This is a genomic window from Halorhabdus sp. SVX81, from assembly GCF_029207715.1.
GTDB lineage: Archaea > Halobacteriota > Halobacteria > Halobacteriales > Haloarculaceae > Halorhabdus.
Map to the genome: position 1 here is coordinate 1,986,640 of NZ_CP104322.1, position 14,138 is coordinate 2,000,777.

Here is a 14,138-nt window from a genome sequence, read left to right on the forward strand (position 1 = left end):
AATGGAGAGACACACATGCACCTGACACAACACGAAGAAGACTTACTCGAATCGGACAACGACGCTGTCCGGAAGGCGATGGAACTGCTCGTGAAGCTCGGCGATATCTACGGGGCCGAGGAGATGATCGAGATCGAATCGGCCCAGGCCTCCGGCATTTCCTATAAGTCGATCGGCGATCCCGGCGTCGAGTTCCTGGAGGGATTTGCGGAGGAAGGCGCGGAAGCGTCGGTTCCCACCTTCGCCAACCCGGCCGGGATGGACTTCGAGCGCTGGGAGGAACTCGGCATCGACGAGGCGTTCGCCGAGAAACAGAAACGCATCCGGGATGCACTCAAGGAGATGGGGATCGTCCTTTCCTTTACCTGTACGCCGTATCTCGCGGGCAACCTCCCGCGGCGTGGCCAGCACGTCGCCTGGGCCGAATCCTCGGCCGTCTCGTTCGTCAACAGCGTCGTCGGCGCGAAGACCAATCGGGAGGGCGGCCCCTCCGCGCTGGCGGCGGCGATCACGGGCCGGACGCCGAAATACGGCCTCCACCTGGAAGAAAATCGCCAGCCCACGTTCCGGATCGATGTCGAGGCCGACATCGAGAGCCAGGCCGACTTCGCCGCGCTGGGTTCCTGGACGGGTCGCCTCGTCGAGGACGGCAAGCCCTACTTCACTGGAATCGATACGGGCGGGACGGACGACCTGAAAGCCCTCGGCGCGGCGATGGCCGCCACGGGCGCGGTCGCGCTCCACTTCGTCGAGGGTGTCACGACCGAGATGGAGCCGCCCGAGAACGTCGAGACGGCGACCTTCGGCGAGGGCGAGCTCGAAGCGGAATACGACGAACTCACGACCGCCGACGATCCGGAACTCGTGGTCATCGGCTGTCCCCACTGCTCGCCAGAGGAGATCCAGGACGTGGCGGCGACCGTCGAGGGCAAGACGCTCTCCAGCGACCTGTGGGTCTGTACGAGCGCGTCGGTCAAGACCTGGGCCGATCGGAACGGGCTGACTGAAACGATCGAGGCAGCCGGCGGAAAAGTCCTCGCGGACACCTGCAACGTCGTCTCGCCGATCGAGGAGTTGGGATACGAGTCGAGTGCGACCGATTCTGCCAAGGCCGCGACGTATCTCCCCGGCTTTTGCAACCAGGACGTGGCGTTCAACGACAAGGAGACGCTCCTTGCGGAGGTGACCGAGTAATGACGGCGGAGTCGAGTGACTCGGCGGCCGAAGGAGCGATCGACGCCGAGCCGATCACCGAGGGGCAGGGCCGCGGCGAAGTCCTCCGTTCCGACGTGCCGATCAGCTTCTACGGTGCCGTCGAGCCGGACACCGGCGAGTTCATCGAGGACGGTCATCCCCTGGAGGGCGAAAACATTGCGGGCAAGGTCCTGGTCTTCCCGCGGGGGAAGGGCTCGACGGTGGGCTCGTATGTCCTCTACGGGCTGGCGAACAACGATTGTGCTCCCGCCGCGATCATCAACGAGGAGACCGAGACGATCGTGGCCACGGGGGCGATCCTCGGGGAAATCCCCTGCCTTGACTCGCCCGACGCGCCCCTGGAAACGCTCGAAGACGGGGAACGCGTCGCGGTCGACGCCGACGCGGGCACGATCAGGCGGGTGTGAGCATGGAGCGAGTCATCGTCGGGATCACGGGCGCGTCGGGCATCCCGATCGCCGTTCGAACGGTCGAGGCGCTCGCCGAACACGCCGAGGTGGTCACGGTCGTCACCGACGCTGCTGAATCGGTGATGACCCACGAATCCGGCTCCCGCGAGGAGACGATGGATCGGCTTCGGGACGCGTCAGCGGCGATGTACGGCGAGAGCGACATCCATGCGCCGATCGCCTCGGGGTCGGTCGCCGCCGACGGCATGGTGATCGTCCCGGCGTCGATGGCGACCGTCTCCGACGTAGCGACCGGCCGATCGGACGATCTGGTCGCCCGGGCGGCCGATGTCTGTCTCAAGGAACGCCGCCGGCTGGTGGTCGTTCCCCGGGAGACGCCGTTGAGTCAACTACATCTGGAGAATCTGACCAAACTCGCCGAACTTGGCGTCGACGTTGTGCCGCCGATGCTCGGCTTCTACTTCGACCCCGAGGAGCCCGAGGACTTCGTCGATCACGTCGTCGGGAAGATCCTCGAACGCTTCGACCTCGATCACGACCGCTACGACGCGTGGGATCCGTCGTGAGTTAATCGATCCCGAAGACGTGCTGCCGTCTTTCGGTGTGATCTCATCCCAAACCAGTACCGACAGGAAAGACACAAGCGCGCTGACGGATGAGTGAGTGCCGATGGACGTGTTGACGCGGCTGGCCGTGATGATCGGTTTGCTCACCGTGGGGGTTGGGCTCCGGCGGGTCGGCGTCCTCGACGCGACGCGGGTCGAGTGGCTCAACAGTGTCGCCTTCTACGTGGTGTTGCCGGCGCTCGTGTTCAACTCGACGTACGACAAGCCGCTGGCGGAGATCATCACGCCGACGCTGCTGGTTGGGCTGGTCGTCGTCCTGGGAATAACCGCCGGCGTCGGCTGGCTCGTCCACCGCCGGATCACCGACGACGGGGCGCGGGCCGCGGCGACGGTCCAGTCCTATCACACGAACCTGGGCTATATCGGCCTCCCGGTGGTCGCGAGTGCGCTCGGTGAACGCGCGGCCGGGATCGGCAGCGTCATCCTCGGGATGGGCGCGCTCGTCCAGATCCCGCTGACCGTCTCGATCCTGGTCGCGGTGACTGGCAACAGCCGGAATTTCCGTAGCGAAGTCCGGAGACTGGCCACCAACCCCGTCCTCGTCGCGCTCGTCATCGGGCTTGCGGTCTCGCGCTCGCCGGCGACGGTGACCGGCATCCCGGCCGACGTGATCGCGCTGGTCGCCGAGGCGGCGCTGCCGGTCGCGCTGCTGTGTGTCGGGGGCTCCATCCAGCTCCAGTCCATGGAAGCCGATCGCTCGATCGTCGGGTCGGTGCTCGCGATGAAACTCCTCGTGATGCCGGTGGTCGCCTGGGTGGTCTACGCCGCCCTGGGTGCCGACCTCTGGACCCTCCGGACCGCTGTCGTGATGTTCGGCGCTCCCGCGGCCGTCTCGACGTTCGTCTACGTCACCGAGATGGGCGGTGACCGTCGGCTGGCGTCGATCCTCGTCTTTCTCTCGACTGTCGCTTCGGCGTTTACACTGTCGGCCTGGATCGCCATCGTGCCGTGAGCCGTTTCGGGTTGCTGGTGCTACCTGGTTGAGGACTCACGGGGTGCGCTCCGCGACGAAAGTGGGGAGGGAGCGTGTGACATTTCGCGTGCCCCCGTTCGATTCTGGCCCTTGAATACATATAAATGGGCGTCAGACTTGGGTCGGACGATCGGCAGACGGCGGCATATCCTTGGCTATTTACCATCGTAGATTCGACCGAAGTCGGACTCGCCGAGCCGCCGCTATCGGCCGGCGTGGCGGCGATGACATAAATGGGTCGAACGCGTTACGGTATCCAACATGTCCATCACGATACGCGAGGCAGCCAGCGAGGACGTCCCCAGTCTGGAGATACTCCGTCGGCAGGCGATCGAGGCGGCGTGCAGCGATGTCTACGACCGGGAGCGCTTTGCTGACCTGGTCGCGACACCTGACGATCGGCTGCCGATGTGGGTCGAGGGCTCGGGGACGGTGCTGGTGGCGGAGACGTCGATCACGTCTGTCGGCTACGTGGTCGTCGAGGACGGGAACGTTCACGGCATATACACCAGCCCGGACTACCGGCGCGAGGGGTTCGCGAGGTCGCTGCTCGAAGCGGCCCAGCGCCATGCTGGTGACCACAACTGGTCGCACCTCCGAGCCGTCGCGCCCGAGGTATCCGCCGGGTTCTTCGAGGCCTGTGGATTCACCGCTGTCGGTACCGACGACTGGCACGGCCTTCCGGGAACAGTCTTTGAGAAACAGATCGAACCGTAACTGGAAAGTCGAATCCGGACCGCGGCCGAGGGACAGGGACGATCATTATGTATTCAAATCCGACGCGAAAGGAATGGACGATCACGTCGCTTTCCCCTGGGAAGCGTGACGAATACCCACTTCCACAGCGGGAGGGACTCCACACGTCCGGGTGGCAGCGAGGGGTGTGCAATTCCTGCGCGCAACCCCCTGCTTATGCGTGTCCCTGCGAATAGTTCACACGATGACTGAGACATTCGTGAGCGACCGGGAACGGGGTCTCCATGACCGGTCGAGACAGAAGGCAAACTGTGGTGTCGGCGTCCTCGTCGATCTTGACGGCGACGGCGGACACGAACTCGTCGAGGACGGACTCTCGCTGCTCGAGAACTTAGACCATCGAGGGGCGCGCGGTGCCGAAGAGAACACCGGCGACGGCGCGGGCATTCTCATCCAGAAGCCACACGACTTTTTCGTCGACGAAGTCGACGGACTGGGCGGGTTCGATGAATACGGTGTCGGGCAGGTCTTCCTGCCGCGGGATCAGCCGGCCGGCGAACTCCGGGAACTTGTCGAGACTGCCGCAGCCGACGAGGGCTTCGATGTCGTCGCCTGGCGGGACGTTCCGACGAACAACGACGGGCTAGGGGAGACAGCACTGGCGACGGAACCCGACGTCGCCCAGTTCTTCGTCAAACCGCAAGCCGACGTCAGTCCCGAGGAACTCGACACGGGGCTGTACGTCCTCCGGAACGTCATCGAGAGCCGTGTCGAAGCCCAGGAACCGATGGGTAGCGAGCGGTTCTACATCTGCTCGCTCGACCGCCGGAAAGTCGTCTACAAGGGGCTTCTGACAAACGGCCAGGTCCGAACCTATTACGAGGACCTCGGCGACGAACGCGTCGAAACGAGTCTGGTGTTCGTCCACTCGCGATTCTCGACGAACACCCTCGGTGCGTGGGAACTCGCCCATCCCTACCGCAACATGATCCACAACGGCGAGATCAACACCCTCCGGGGCAACCTCAACTGGATGCACGCCCGGGAAGCAGACCTCCAGAGCGATATTTTCAGCAGCGATCTGGAGAAACTCAAGCCGATCACCGAAGAGGGCCAAAGCGACACAGCCGTTGTCGACAACGTCCTCGAACTGCTCGTCGAGGGCGGGCGATCGCTGCCCCACGCGTTGCGGATGCTCGTCCCCGAGGCCTGGGAGGGCAACGACCGACTCGAAGATGCCCGCCGGGAGTTTTACCAATACCACTCGACGATCAACGAACCCTGGGACGGCCCGGCGCTGATCGCCTACACCGACGGCTACGACGTCGGTGCGATCCTCGATCGCAATGGCCTGCGCCCGGCCCGCTACCTCGTCACCGAGGACGACCGGCTGATCATGGCCAGCGAGACCGGCGCGCTCGAAGTCGACGCCGCGAACGTCAAACGAACCGACCGTCTGGAACCGGGCCAGATGTTCTACGTCGACGGCGACGCCGGCCGGATCGTTCCCGACGACGAGATCTTCGACCGTCTCACCGACGAGAAGTACGGCGAATGGCTCGACGAGAACCGGGTGACGCTCAACGCCGTCGAGGAGGCCGTCACCGAGACGCCGACCTACGTCGAGCAGGATATTTCGAAATACCAGCGGGCGTTCGGGTACACCCTCGATCACGTCGAGCGCCTCATCGAACCGATGGCCGACGAGGGGAAAGACCCCATCGGCGCGATGGGTAACGACACGCCGCTGTCGGTCCTGTCGAGCCGGAACAAGACGCTGTTTACCTACTTCAAGCAGCTGTTCGCCCAGGTGTCGAACCCGCCGATCGACTACATTCGCGAGGAGACAGTCACCTCCCTGGAGCAACACCTCGGCCGCCAGAACAACCTCCTCGGGGAGACAGCCGAACACTGCCGACAGCTCGGGTTGGATTCGCCGATCCTCACGCGCGCCCAGCAAGCCAAGATCAGCGCGATCGAGACAAACGGCATCCGCTCGGCGACTGTCGACATCACGTACGATCCCGAAACCACGTCGCTTGCGGCCGCCGTCGAGCGTGTCCGCCGGGAAGCCGTCGACGCCATCGAGGGCGGCGCGGAGATCGTGGTGCTCTCTGACACGGCAACGGGCCCCGACAGGGTACCGATCCCGAGCCTGCTCGCGGTCGGCGGCGTCCACCATCACCTCGTCCGTGAGGGGCTGCGGACCCACGCCGGGATCGTCGTCGAGAGCGGCCAGCCAAACGCCGTCCATCACTTCGCGACACTCGTCGGGTACGGTGCGGACGCGATCACCCCGTATCTCGCCTACGAAACCATCGAAGAGCAGGTCTACGAGGGCGTCATCGACGTCGACCGGGAGGCGGCACTCGCCCAGTACCGCCACGCCGTCGAGGACGGCCTCCAGAAGGTGATGGCCAAGATGGGCATCTCGACCTTAGAGAGTTACAAGGGCGCACAGATCTTCGAGGCCGTCGGCCTCGCCTCGGACTTCGTCGAAGAGTATTTCGAAGGCACGGAAAACCGGACTGAGGGGATCGGCGTCGAACAACTCGAGGCCGACGTCCTCGACCGTCACGAGAACGGCTTCGAGGAGTCGGTCGCGGGCAACCTCGATCTCGATCAGGGTGGGGAGTTCTACTGGCGACGTGACGGCGAGTTCCACCAGTGGAACCCGAGCACCATCGGCAAACTCCAGCACGCCACCAATCACGGCGATTACGAGGCCTACGAGGAGTTCGCCGAGATGATCAACGATCAGACCGAGCGCCTCCAGACTCTCCGGGGACTCCTGGAGTTCGACACCGAGGATCGGGAGTCGATCCCCCTCGAAGACGTCCAGCCCGTCGTGGAGATCACCCAGCGGTTTTTCAGCTCCTCGATGTCCTTCGGGTCGATTTCACCGGAAGCACACGAGACGCTCGCCGAGGGGATGAACCGCGTCGGCGGGTTCGCATCGACGGGCGAAGGCGGCGAACCGACCGAGCGCTTCGGCACCGTCCGGGAATGTGCCGACAAGCAGGTCGCCTCCGCCCGCTTCGGCGTCACGTCGAACTACCTCGCCAACGCCGACCATCTGGAGATCAAGATGGCACAGGGCTCAAAGCCCGGCGAGGGCGGGCACCTGCCCGGCGAGAAGGTCAACGAGTTGATCGCCGAGACGCGCTCGACGACCCCCGGTGTCCCCCTGATCAGCCCGCCGCCCCACCACGACATCTACTCGATCGAGGACCTCGCCCAGCTCATCCACGACCTCAAGTGCTCGAACACGGACGCGGACGTCCACGTCAAGCTTGTCAGCGAGGCCGGCGTCGGCGTCATCGCCGCCGGCGTCTCGAAGGCCAAGGCCGACGCCGTCCTCATCTCGGGCCACGACGGCGGGACCGGCGCGTCGCCGAAGACGTCGATCAAACACGCCGGCCTCCCGTGGGAGCTTGGTATTTCCGAGGCCAATCAGGTCCTGCTCGAAAACGACCTCCGATCGCGCATCCGGGTTCGCGTCGACGGCGGCCTCAAGACCGGTCGTGACGTTGCGATGGCCGCGCTGCTTGGCGCAGAGGAGTACGGCTTCGGGACCGCGCCGCTGATCACCTGTGGCTGTATCATGCTGCGGAAATGCCACTGCAACACCTGTTCGGTCGGCGTCGCGACCCAGGACGAGGAGCTCCGCGAGAAGTTCCCCGGCGACCCCGAATTTGTCGCCAACTACATGCGCTTTATCGCCCGGGAAGTCCGGGAGATCATGGCGGAACTGGGCGTCGAGCGGATGGACGAACTGATCGGCCGGACGGACTTGCTTGCCCAGAAGGACGTCGACCATCCCCGGGCGGAACACATGGATCTCTCGGAACTCCTCTGGCGGCCGGACACCGACGAAGACCCGGTCAAGACCCGCGAGCAGAACCACAAACTCGACGAAAAGGTCGACTACGAGTTCATCGAGGCGGCCGAGCCAGCCATCGAGCGCGGCGAGGACGTCGAGATCGAAGCCCGGGTCGGTAACGAAGCCCGGACCGTCGGGACGATCCTGAGTTCCGATATCTCGAAGGCCCACGGCGAGGACGGACTCGACGACGACACGATCACGCTGGATCTGGAGGGGACGGGCGGCCAGAGTCTCGGTGCCTTCCTCGCCAGCGGCGTGACTCTCACGCTGACCGGCGACACCAACGACTACGCCGGCAAGGGGCTCTCGGGCGGGAAGTTGATCGTCGAGACGCCCGCCGAAGCCGGCTACGAGGCGAGCGAGAACGTCGTCACCGGCAACGTCGCGCTGTACGGCGCGACCGACGGCGAGGCGTACTTCAACGGCCGAGCCGGCGAACGCTTCGCGGTCCGCAACTCCGGCGTCAAGACCGTCGTCGAGGGTGTCGGCGACCACGGGTGTGAGTACATGACCGGCGGCATCGCCGTCATCCTCGGCGAGACGGGCAAGAACTTCGGGGCCGGCATGTCCGGCGGCGAGGCGTACGTCCTCGATGAGTCGGGAGACTTCGAGGAGCGGGTCAACACGGAGATGGTCCACCTCGAAGCCCTCGAGGAGCGCGACCGACGGATGATCCGTCGGCTGGTCGAGAACCACGCTCGCTACACGGACAGCGATCGAGCCGACGAGATCCTCGAGAACTGGGACACCTACGTCGAGCAGTTCGTGAAGGTGATGCCCGATGCCTACGCCGCGGTCGTCGAGCAGCGCCTGGCCGAGGGCGAGGACATCCGCGCGTCGCCGCCGCCACAGCCGAGTACCCCGACGTACCCAACGGAGGGTGACGACTGATGACCGAACGCCACCCCGGCGGCTACCGACAGCACCGTCGTCGCCCGATCGGCAAGCGCGATCCCGACGAGCGCAAGGACGACTACGACGAGGTCTGGGCCGAGAAGTGGGACGACGAGCACCTCGCTGAACAGGGCGAGCGCTGCATGGACTGCGGGACGCCGACCTGCATGGGCGGGTGTCCGATCGGCAACATCATCCCCGACTGGAACGACCTGGTCCACCGTGACGACTGGAAACGCGCACTCGAACGCCTCCACGCGACCAACAACTTCCCCGAGTTTACGGGCTACAACTGTCCCGCACCCTGTGAGAACTCCTGCGTGCTCGCGTACAACGACGACCCGGTGACGATCAAGTCCATCGAACGCGCGATCGCCGACCGCGGCTGGGAGGAGGGCTGGATCCAGCCCGAGCCGCCCGAGCAGCGCACCGACTACGAGGTCGCGATCGTCGGGTCGGGGCCGGCGGGACTGTCCGCGGCCCAGCAGCTGAATCGGGCCGGCCACCACGTAACCGTCTTCGAACGGGCCGACGAGATCGGCGGGCTGATGCGCTATGGCATCCCTGACCAGAAGTTCGCCAAGGATCGCGTCGAGCGGCGGGTCGACCAGCTCCGCGAGGAGGGGATCACCTTCGAGACGAACGCCGAAATCGGCGGGAACGTTCCCGTCGAGCGGATCGAGGACGGATTCGACGCTTCTGTCATCGCCGTCGGGGCACAGAAGCCCATCGACCTCGATCTGCCGGGTCGTGATCTCGACGGTATCCACTTCGCGATGGACTATCTGACCCAGCAAAACCGTCGCAACGCCCGCAAGGACGTCCCCGGCCCCGACATCGATGCCGAAGGGAAAAACGTGGTCGTGCTGGGCGGCGGCGACACCGGCGCGGACTGCGTGGCAACGGCCCACCGGCAAGGGGCCGAGCAGGTCGTCCAGATCGAACTCCTGCCCAAGCCCCCGGTCGAGCGCCCGCCGGGCAACCCCTGGCCCGACCAGCCCCAGACATACAAAAAGACCTACGCTCAGGAGGAAGGAGCGATCGAGGAGTACAACGTCGACACCAACGCCTTCGTTGACACCGACGGCGACGGCGTCGTCGACACCCTGGAAGCGGACCGGGTCATCTGGGAGGAGGGCGGCGAGGGCCCGCCCGAGAAGAAAGTCAGCGAGTCGAACCTGGAGATCCCGGCGGATCTCGTCATCCTCGCGATCGGCTTCGAAGCGCCCGAGTCGAGTCCCTTCGAGCCCCTCGGCGTCAAAGTCGAGGAAGACGGCACGCTTGCGACTGATGAGGACATGATGACGACCGCCGACGGCGTCTTTGCTGCCGGCGACGCCGAACGTGGCCCGTCGCTGATCGTCTGGGCCATCGGCAGCGGTCGCGACGTTGCACGCCACGTCGACCTGCATCTCACCGGCGAGACCGATCTCCCGCCAAGCCTGGAGACGCCCAACGAGCCGCTGGTGCAGTAGGTGACAGCGATCTGACCAAGGCGACGGATTCCACAGGGAGGTCGTCTCGATCTCGAGTCCCACCATCCAGAGCAACATTTAACTCCCGTCTGGTGGTCATGGAGTGCCATGGGAGACGACAACCCCCAGCAGGCGATGACCGACGCCGAGCGCGAGGAGATCCTCGAACTGTACGACGGGCTTCGCGTCGCTGACGTCACCGACGGCCTGGACTATCACGGCTTTCACAATCAGAACCGCGTCTCGAACGACATCGGGCCGCTGTATCGCGACGTCGAGGACTTTTCCCACCAGATCACCGGGTTCGCGTACACGGCCCGGTATCTCCCGACCAACGAGCGCCGCGACCTGCCCCACTACGAGGAACTCGACTTCCAGACCTCTCATCACGAATGGGCTGGCGAGTGGTGGACCGACAAGTCCCCCGACCCCGACACCGACGCGATGCGCGAGGGCGACATCCTCGTCGCCGAGGCCCACGACATGGAAGTCGGCATCTTCGGGTCGTTCAACCTCCTGACGTTCCTCAACGAGGGCGTCCGTGGGCTGGTGACCGACGGCGGCCCCCGGGATACTGACGAGGTCATCAAGGAGGGTATCCCCGTCTACAGCAAGGAAGTCAACAAGACGATCCCACCTGGCCGGGCCGAACTCGCCGAGGAAGGCGTCCCGGTCAACATCAGCGGGTGTCAGATCCGGCCCGGCGACGTCGTGGTCGCCGACGGCGACGGCGTCGTTACGGTGCCGATCGAACACGCCCGCACGGTCGCCGAGACCGCTCACGAGGTCCTCGAAAACGACCAGGACAACCGCCGGGAGTACTACGACAAGGTCGGCCTCGAACACGACTTCACGCTTGAGTGACGTACAAGTCCCAATCCAACCGTCGAGAGAGGTTGCTGTGGCGGCCTGATGGGTAAAAGTGCGACACGATAAACGGATGATAGAGCAATCGACTATCGGTTCTTCCACGTGGGACTGTCCGACGCGAGGGACGGATCACTCAGTGACCGCCATCATCAGTACTCCCAGTCAGGCCCGAACCCTGTCCAGCCACTGCCCCCCCTTTGACCGGATCCTCGTCTGTATTTATACCGGTCCCTGTTATGCTCAAGGTGAGGATCCAGAAGAAATAGACGCCTGTAAGGACCAGCGCCGCGGATGCAGGGGTGATCGCTCCAACTGCCCCTGTCGCGATAGTCCCGAGACCGGCAGCCACAATCAATGCCAGTACCGGTCGGAAATACTGTTTCTCGGACAGTCTGTTGCCGGCATTGATGCTCAACCCTAGGGCGAACGATCCGGCCCCGAACTTCCCGATCGGCAGTCCACCGTAAACTGGATTCAGGAGGGCCGTCAGGATCCCGAAGGTACACCCAGTGAGAAAGAGGATGCGGGGGGCAATCCGGAGGGAAGCGGCAAGCGGCTGATCGGAGGATACGTATTGTTTTAGACTCATCCACAGCAGTGATTGTCTTCTTGTCATTTAATGATTTCTCATCTGCCACGTAACGGGGCCCCGCAGATATCGTTGCGCACTGATATCGACGGACGCTCCCACCGGCGGGCCGAACTCGCCGAAGAAGGCGTCCCGGTCGATAGCAGTGGATGTCAGATCCGGCCCGGCGATGTCGTGTCGATGGCAAAGGCTTCAAATCATTTTTCAGATGGCCATCACGCACTGTAGCTGAAAGTATTGACGTGATCGCATCGTTGACTCGTTGACAATCAAATAGAGGCACGCAGAAATCGACCACCGGTCTGCTACCTTACTTCGGCCACTCCCCCCGTGGACTATCGGCCACAGACGGATCCTCGTCTTGGTGTATACCTACATTTGTGAGATGCGTTATAAATGTCCAGATCAAATAGGCGATCATCGTAAGCTGGGCCACGACAGCGACATCGATTATCGTGACCGCTCCGATCGTGATCGCACCCAGGGCGGCCCCGAGGGCTATCGCGACCATCGGGCGGAGGTACTGACCACTGGCTACCCCCATGCCCGCGACGACAGCGAGCGCCAGTGCAAACGCGCCAGTCCCGAGACGACCGGTCTGAATCCCGCTGACACTGGACACTGGAACGATAGTAAGAACGCCGAGGCTACACCCAGTGAGAAAGAGGATGCGGGGGGCAATCCGGAGGGCAGCGGCAAGCGGTTGATCGGAGGGCAGGTATTGGTTGTTATTCATACAGTTCCGGCGATGGATCCCTCACCATTTAGAAGTTGTTCATCTGCCAAGAACGGGGTGTGGATGGGACCGTCGCTGTGGGACGATATCGTCAGTCGTTCCCAATTGCAGGTCGATCGCGTCACTTATTGTTGCTGCAACATCGGGATGTCCATCCGCTCCGGCCGGCGGGTCAGTTCGAGCCCCTCGATCGGCCGGATGACGATCTCCATCAGCGCGTGGACGATCGAATCGGGTTCGAGGTGGCCCGCCAGCATTTTGTCGCGCTCGGCGTCGAACGCTGTGATGTGGAGATGTGGTTCGCCGTCGGCGATCGCCCCCTGGAGCGAGCCGACTTCCCAGGCCGCCTCTTCTTTGATGTACTCGTCTATTTCCTCGTCCTCGTCGGGGAAGTCCGGGAACGAATCGTACCCCGAGACGTAGTGGATGTGTAACTGCGTCAGCGACCCGATCCCGGAGGCGACGTAGCCGGTGTCGATGTCGTGTTCGTCGATGGCCGTCTCGATCGACTCCAGGGCCTTATCGCCCGGTTCGAGCTGTACGACCACTTCGCCATTGTCGCCTTCGAAGGTGCGCATCAGCCGGCCGTTCGCCGCCACAGATAAAAAGCGATGTGGTGGCGCGTAACGAGGCGCACTCGCCGGACGGCAGTGCCTACCCGGTCGCGCCCACGAAACGGGACGCCGCCGACTCGCGTTCCCAAGCCGACGGTCGCCAGCGACACGCGTTTGTCCACGCCGCCCCAGACGACGCCATGGATCAAGCACTCGTCATCGGCGGGACACGCTTCATCGGCCGACACACCGTCGAGGAATTCCTCGAACACGAGTATGACATCGCGATATTCAATCGGGGGAATCACGACAACCCCTTCGACGCAAACGACCGCGTCGAACACGTCCAGGGCGACCGGATGGACGATGCGGCGCTCGAAGCGGCACGCGAAGCGGTCGACCCAGACGTCGTGATCGACTGCGTGGCGTATCACCCGCGGGACGTCCGGATTGCGACCGACGTGTTCGCCGACGTCAAAGCGTACGTCTCCGTCTCCAGCGGCGCGTCCTACGGTAACGAGGAGGTTCCCAAGCGAGAGGACGAGACGCCCTTAGAGCCCTGGCCGGGGGCGGACAGCGACGAGTCCGCCCAGACCTATGGCAAACGCAAAGCCGAGGGCGACAGAGCAGTGTTTGCCGCCGCCGAGGACGGTGTCAACGCAATGGCCGTCCGGCCGACAGTCGTCTACGGGCCACACGACTACACCGAACGCTTCGATTACTGGCTCGCCCGGATCGACACGTACGACCGAGTCGTCGTGCCGGGCGACGGCCTCAGCCTCTGGCAACTCGCCTACGTCGAGGATGTCGCGAGCGCGCTACGGATCGTCGCCGAGCGTGGCGAGGCCGGGGAGGCGTACAACGTCGGGGATCGGGACGCGCCCACGTTGGGCGAGTGGGTCGAACTGATCGCCGATGCGATGGACCGGCCAGTCCATGCGGTCGGGGCGAGCGCGAACGAACTCGCCGCGGCTGTCCTCGCGCCCGAGGACTTCCCACTGTATCGCGACCAGCCGCATCTCCTCTCGACAGCGAAACTCCACGATCTCGGGTGGGAGTCGACGCCACACGAGGAGGCCCTGGGAGCTACCGTCGAGGAACACCGCACGAGCGACCGCACCGGCACGGACGAGGGACCGGATCGCGAGCGTACGGAAGTTCTCCTCGATCGGATGTGACACGGTCGAAGACGCCACTGAGATCATCGAACCGAT

12 protein-coding genes are annotated in these 14,138 nt (G+C 64.2%); 9 read left to right on the forward strand and 3 right to left on the reverse strand.

The genetic code is table 11. The features are described 5' to 3' along the window. The first annotated feature begins 15 nt into the window (after positions 1-15). The 8 genes from SVXhr_RS09950 to SVXhr_RS09985 all read left to right on the forward strand — a co-directional run bounded on the left by SVXhr_RS09950 (position 16) and on the right by SVXhr_RS09985 (position 11,039). Positions 16-1,194, forward strand: a complete 1,179-nt coding sequence (locus SVXhr_RS09950) for an aconitase X catalytic domain-containing protein (protein ID WP_275737052.1) — start codon at positions 16-18, stop codon at positions 1,192-1,194. Further along, positions 1,194-1,622: a DUF126 domain-containing protein gene (locus SVXhr_RS09955; protein WP_275737053.1), complete on the forward strand. Its 429-nt coding sequence runs from the start codon at positions 1,194-1,196 to the stop codon at positions 1,620-1,622. The genes SVXhr_RS09950 and SVXhr_RS09955 overlap by 1 nt, the downstream gene beginning before the upstream one ends. A gap of 2 nt (positions 1,623-1,624) precedes the next feature. Beyond that, positions 1,625-2,191: a UbiX family flavin prenyltransferase gene (locus SVXhr_RS09960; protein ID WP_275737054.1), complete on the forward strand. Its 567-nt coding sequence runs from the start codon at positions 1,625-1,627 to the stop codon at positions 2,189-2,191. Between the two features lie 103 nt (positions 2,192-2,294). Further along, positions 2,295-3,203, forward strand: a complete 909-nt coding sequence (locus SVXhr_RS09965) for an AEC family transporter (protein ID WP_275737055.1) — start codon at positions 2,295-2,297, stop codon at positions 3,201-3,203. A gap of 282 nt (positions 3,204-3,485) precedes the next feature. Then, positions 3,486-3,941: a GNAT family N-acetyltransferase gene (locus tag SVXhr_RS09970; protein ID WP_015788379.1), complete on the forward strand. Its 456-nt coding sequence runs from the start codon at positions 3,486-3,488 to the stop codon at positions 3,939-3,941. A gap of 223 nt (positions 3,942-4,164) precedes the next feature. Continuing rightward, a complete protein-coding gene (gltB, locus tag SVXhr_RS09975) occupies positions 4,165-8,697 on the forward strand; it encodes a glutamate synthase large subunit (RefSeq protein WP_275737056.1) in 4,533 nt (1,510 codons plus the stop codon). Further along, positions 8,697-10,175, forward strand: a complete 1,479-nt coding sequence (locus SVXhr_RS09980; RefSeq protein WP_275737057.1) for a glutamate synthase subunit beta — start codon at positions 8,697-8,699, stop codon at positions 10,173-10,175. Before gltB ends, SVXhr_RS09980 begins: the two co-directional genes overlap by 1 nt. 108 nt (positions 10,176-10,283) lie before the next feature. After that, on the forward strand, positions 10,284-11,039 hold the full coding sequence (locus SVXhr_RS09985) for a dimethylmenaquinone methyltransferase (RefSeq protein ID WP_275737058.1): 756 nt from the start codon (positions 10,284-10,286) through the stop codon (positions 11,037-11,039). Between the two features lie 139 nt (positions 11,040-11,178). On the opposite strand, the gene SVXhr_RS09990 is transcribed toward SVXhr_RS09985, so the two are convergent. The 3 genes from SVXhr_RS09990 to SVXhr_RS10000 all read right to left on the reverse strand — a co-directional run bounded on the left by SVXhr_RS09990 (position 11,179) and on the right by SVXhr_RS10000 (position 12,948). Beyond that, positions 11,179-11,634 carry a hypothetical protein gene (locus SVXhr_RS09990; RefSeq protein ID WP_275737059.1) on the reverse strand — a complete coding sequence of 152 codons (456 nt, stop codon included), beginning with the start codon at positions 11,632-11,634 and terminating at the stop codon, positions 11,179-11,181. 310 nt (positions 11,635-11,944) lie between these two features. Continuing rightward, the gene (locus SVXhr_RS09995) at positions 11,945-12,370 is read right to left on the reverse strand and encodes a hypothetical protein (RefSeq protein ID WP_275737060.1); all 426 of its coding nucleotides are present in this window, start codon (positions 12,368-12,370) and stop codon (positions 11,945-11,947) included. A 125-nt stretch (positions 12,371-12,495) separates the two neighbouring features. After that, positions 12,496-12,948, reverse strand: a complete 453-nt coding sequence (locus tag SVXhr_RS10000; protein ID WP_275737061.1) for a PPC domain-containing DNA-binding protein — start codon at positions 12,946-12,948, stop codon at positions 12,496-12,498. 176 nt (positions 12,949-13,124) lie between these two features. On the opposite strand from SVXhr_RS10000, the gene SVXhr_RS10005 reads away from it, so the two are divergent. Beyond that, complete coding sequence (locus SVXhr_RS10005) at positions 13,125-14,102, forward strand: NAD-dependent epimerase/dehydratase family protein (RefSeq protein WP_275740926.1); 978 nt, start codon at positions 13,125-13,127, stop codon at positions 14,100-14,102. Positions 14,103-14,138 lie beyond the last annotated feature (36 nt).

Bases quoted from the DNA above. Each gene is read 5' to 3' on its own strand.
- SVXhr_RS09950 (WP_275737052.1), top strand. From the start codon at position 16: ATGCACCTGACACAACACGAAGAAGACTTACTCGAATCGGACAACGAC.
- SVXhr_RS09955 (WP_275737053.1), top strand. From the start codon at position 1,194: ATGACGGCGGAGTCGAGTGACTCGGCGGCCGAAGGAGCGATCGACGCC.
- SVXhr_RS09960 (WP_275737054.1), top strand. From the start codon at position 1,625: ATGGAGCGAGTCATCGTCGGGATCACGGGCGCGTCGGGCATCCCGATC.
- SVXhr_RS09965 (WP_275737055.1), top strand. From the start codon at position 2,295: ATGGACGTGTTGACGCGGCTGGCCGTGATGATCGGTTTGCTCACCGTG.
- SVXhr_RS09970 (WP_015788379.1), top strand. From the start codon at position 3,486: ATGTCCATCACGATACGCGAGGCAGCCAGCGAGGACGTCCCCAGTCTG.
- gltB (WP_275737056.1), top strand. From the start codon at position 4,165: ATGACTGAGACATTCGTGAGCGACCGGGAACGGGGTCTCCATGACCGG.
- SVXhr_RS09980 (WP_275737057.1), top strand. From the start codon at position 8,697: ATGACCGAACGCCACCCCGGCGGCTACCGACAGCACCGTCGTCGCCCG.
- SVXhr_RS09985 (WP_275737058.1), top strand. From the start codon at position 10,284: ATGGGAGACGACAACCCCCAGCAGGCGATGACCGACGCCGAGCGCGAG.
- SVXhr_RS09990 (WP_275737059.1), bottom strand. From the start codon at position 11,634: ATGAGTCTAAAACAATACGTATCCTCCGATCAGCCGCTTGCCGCTTCC.
- SVXhr_RS09995 (WP_275737060.1), bottom strand. From the start codon at position 12,370: ATGAATAACAACCAATACCTGCCCTCCGATCAACCGCTTGCCGCTGCC.
- SVXhr_RS10000 (WP_275737061.1), bottom strand. From the start codon at position 12,948: ATGCGCACCTTCGAAGGCGACAATGGCGAAGTGGTCGTACAGCTCGAA.
- SVXhr_RS10005 (WP_275740926.1), top strand. From the start codon at position 13,125: ATGGATCAAGCACTCGTCATCGGCGGGACACGCTTCATCGGCCGACAC.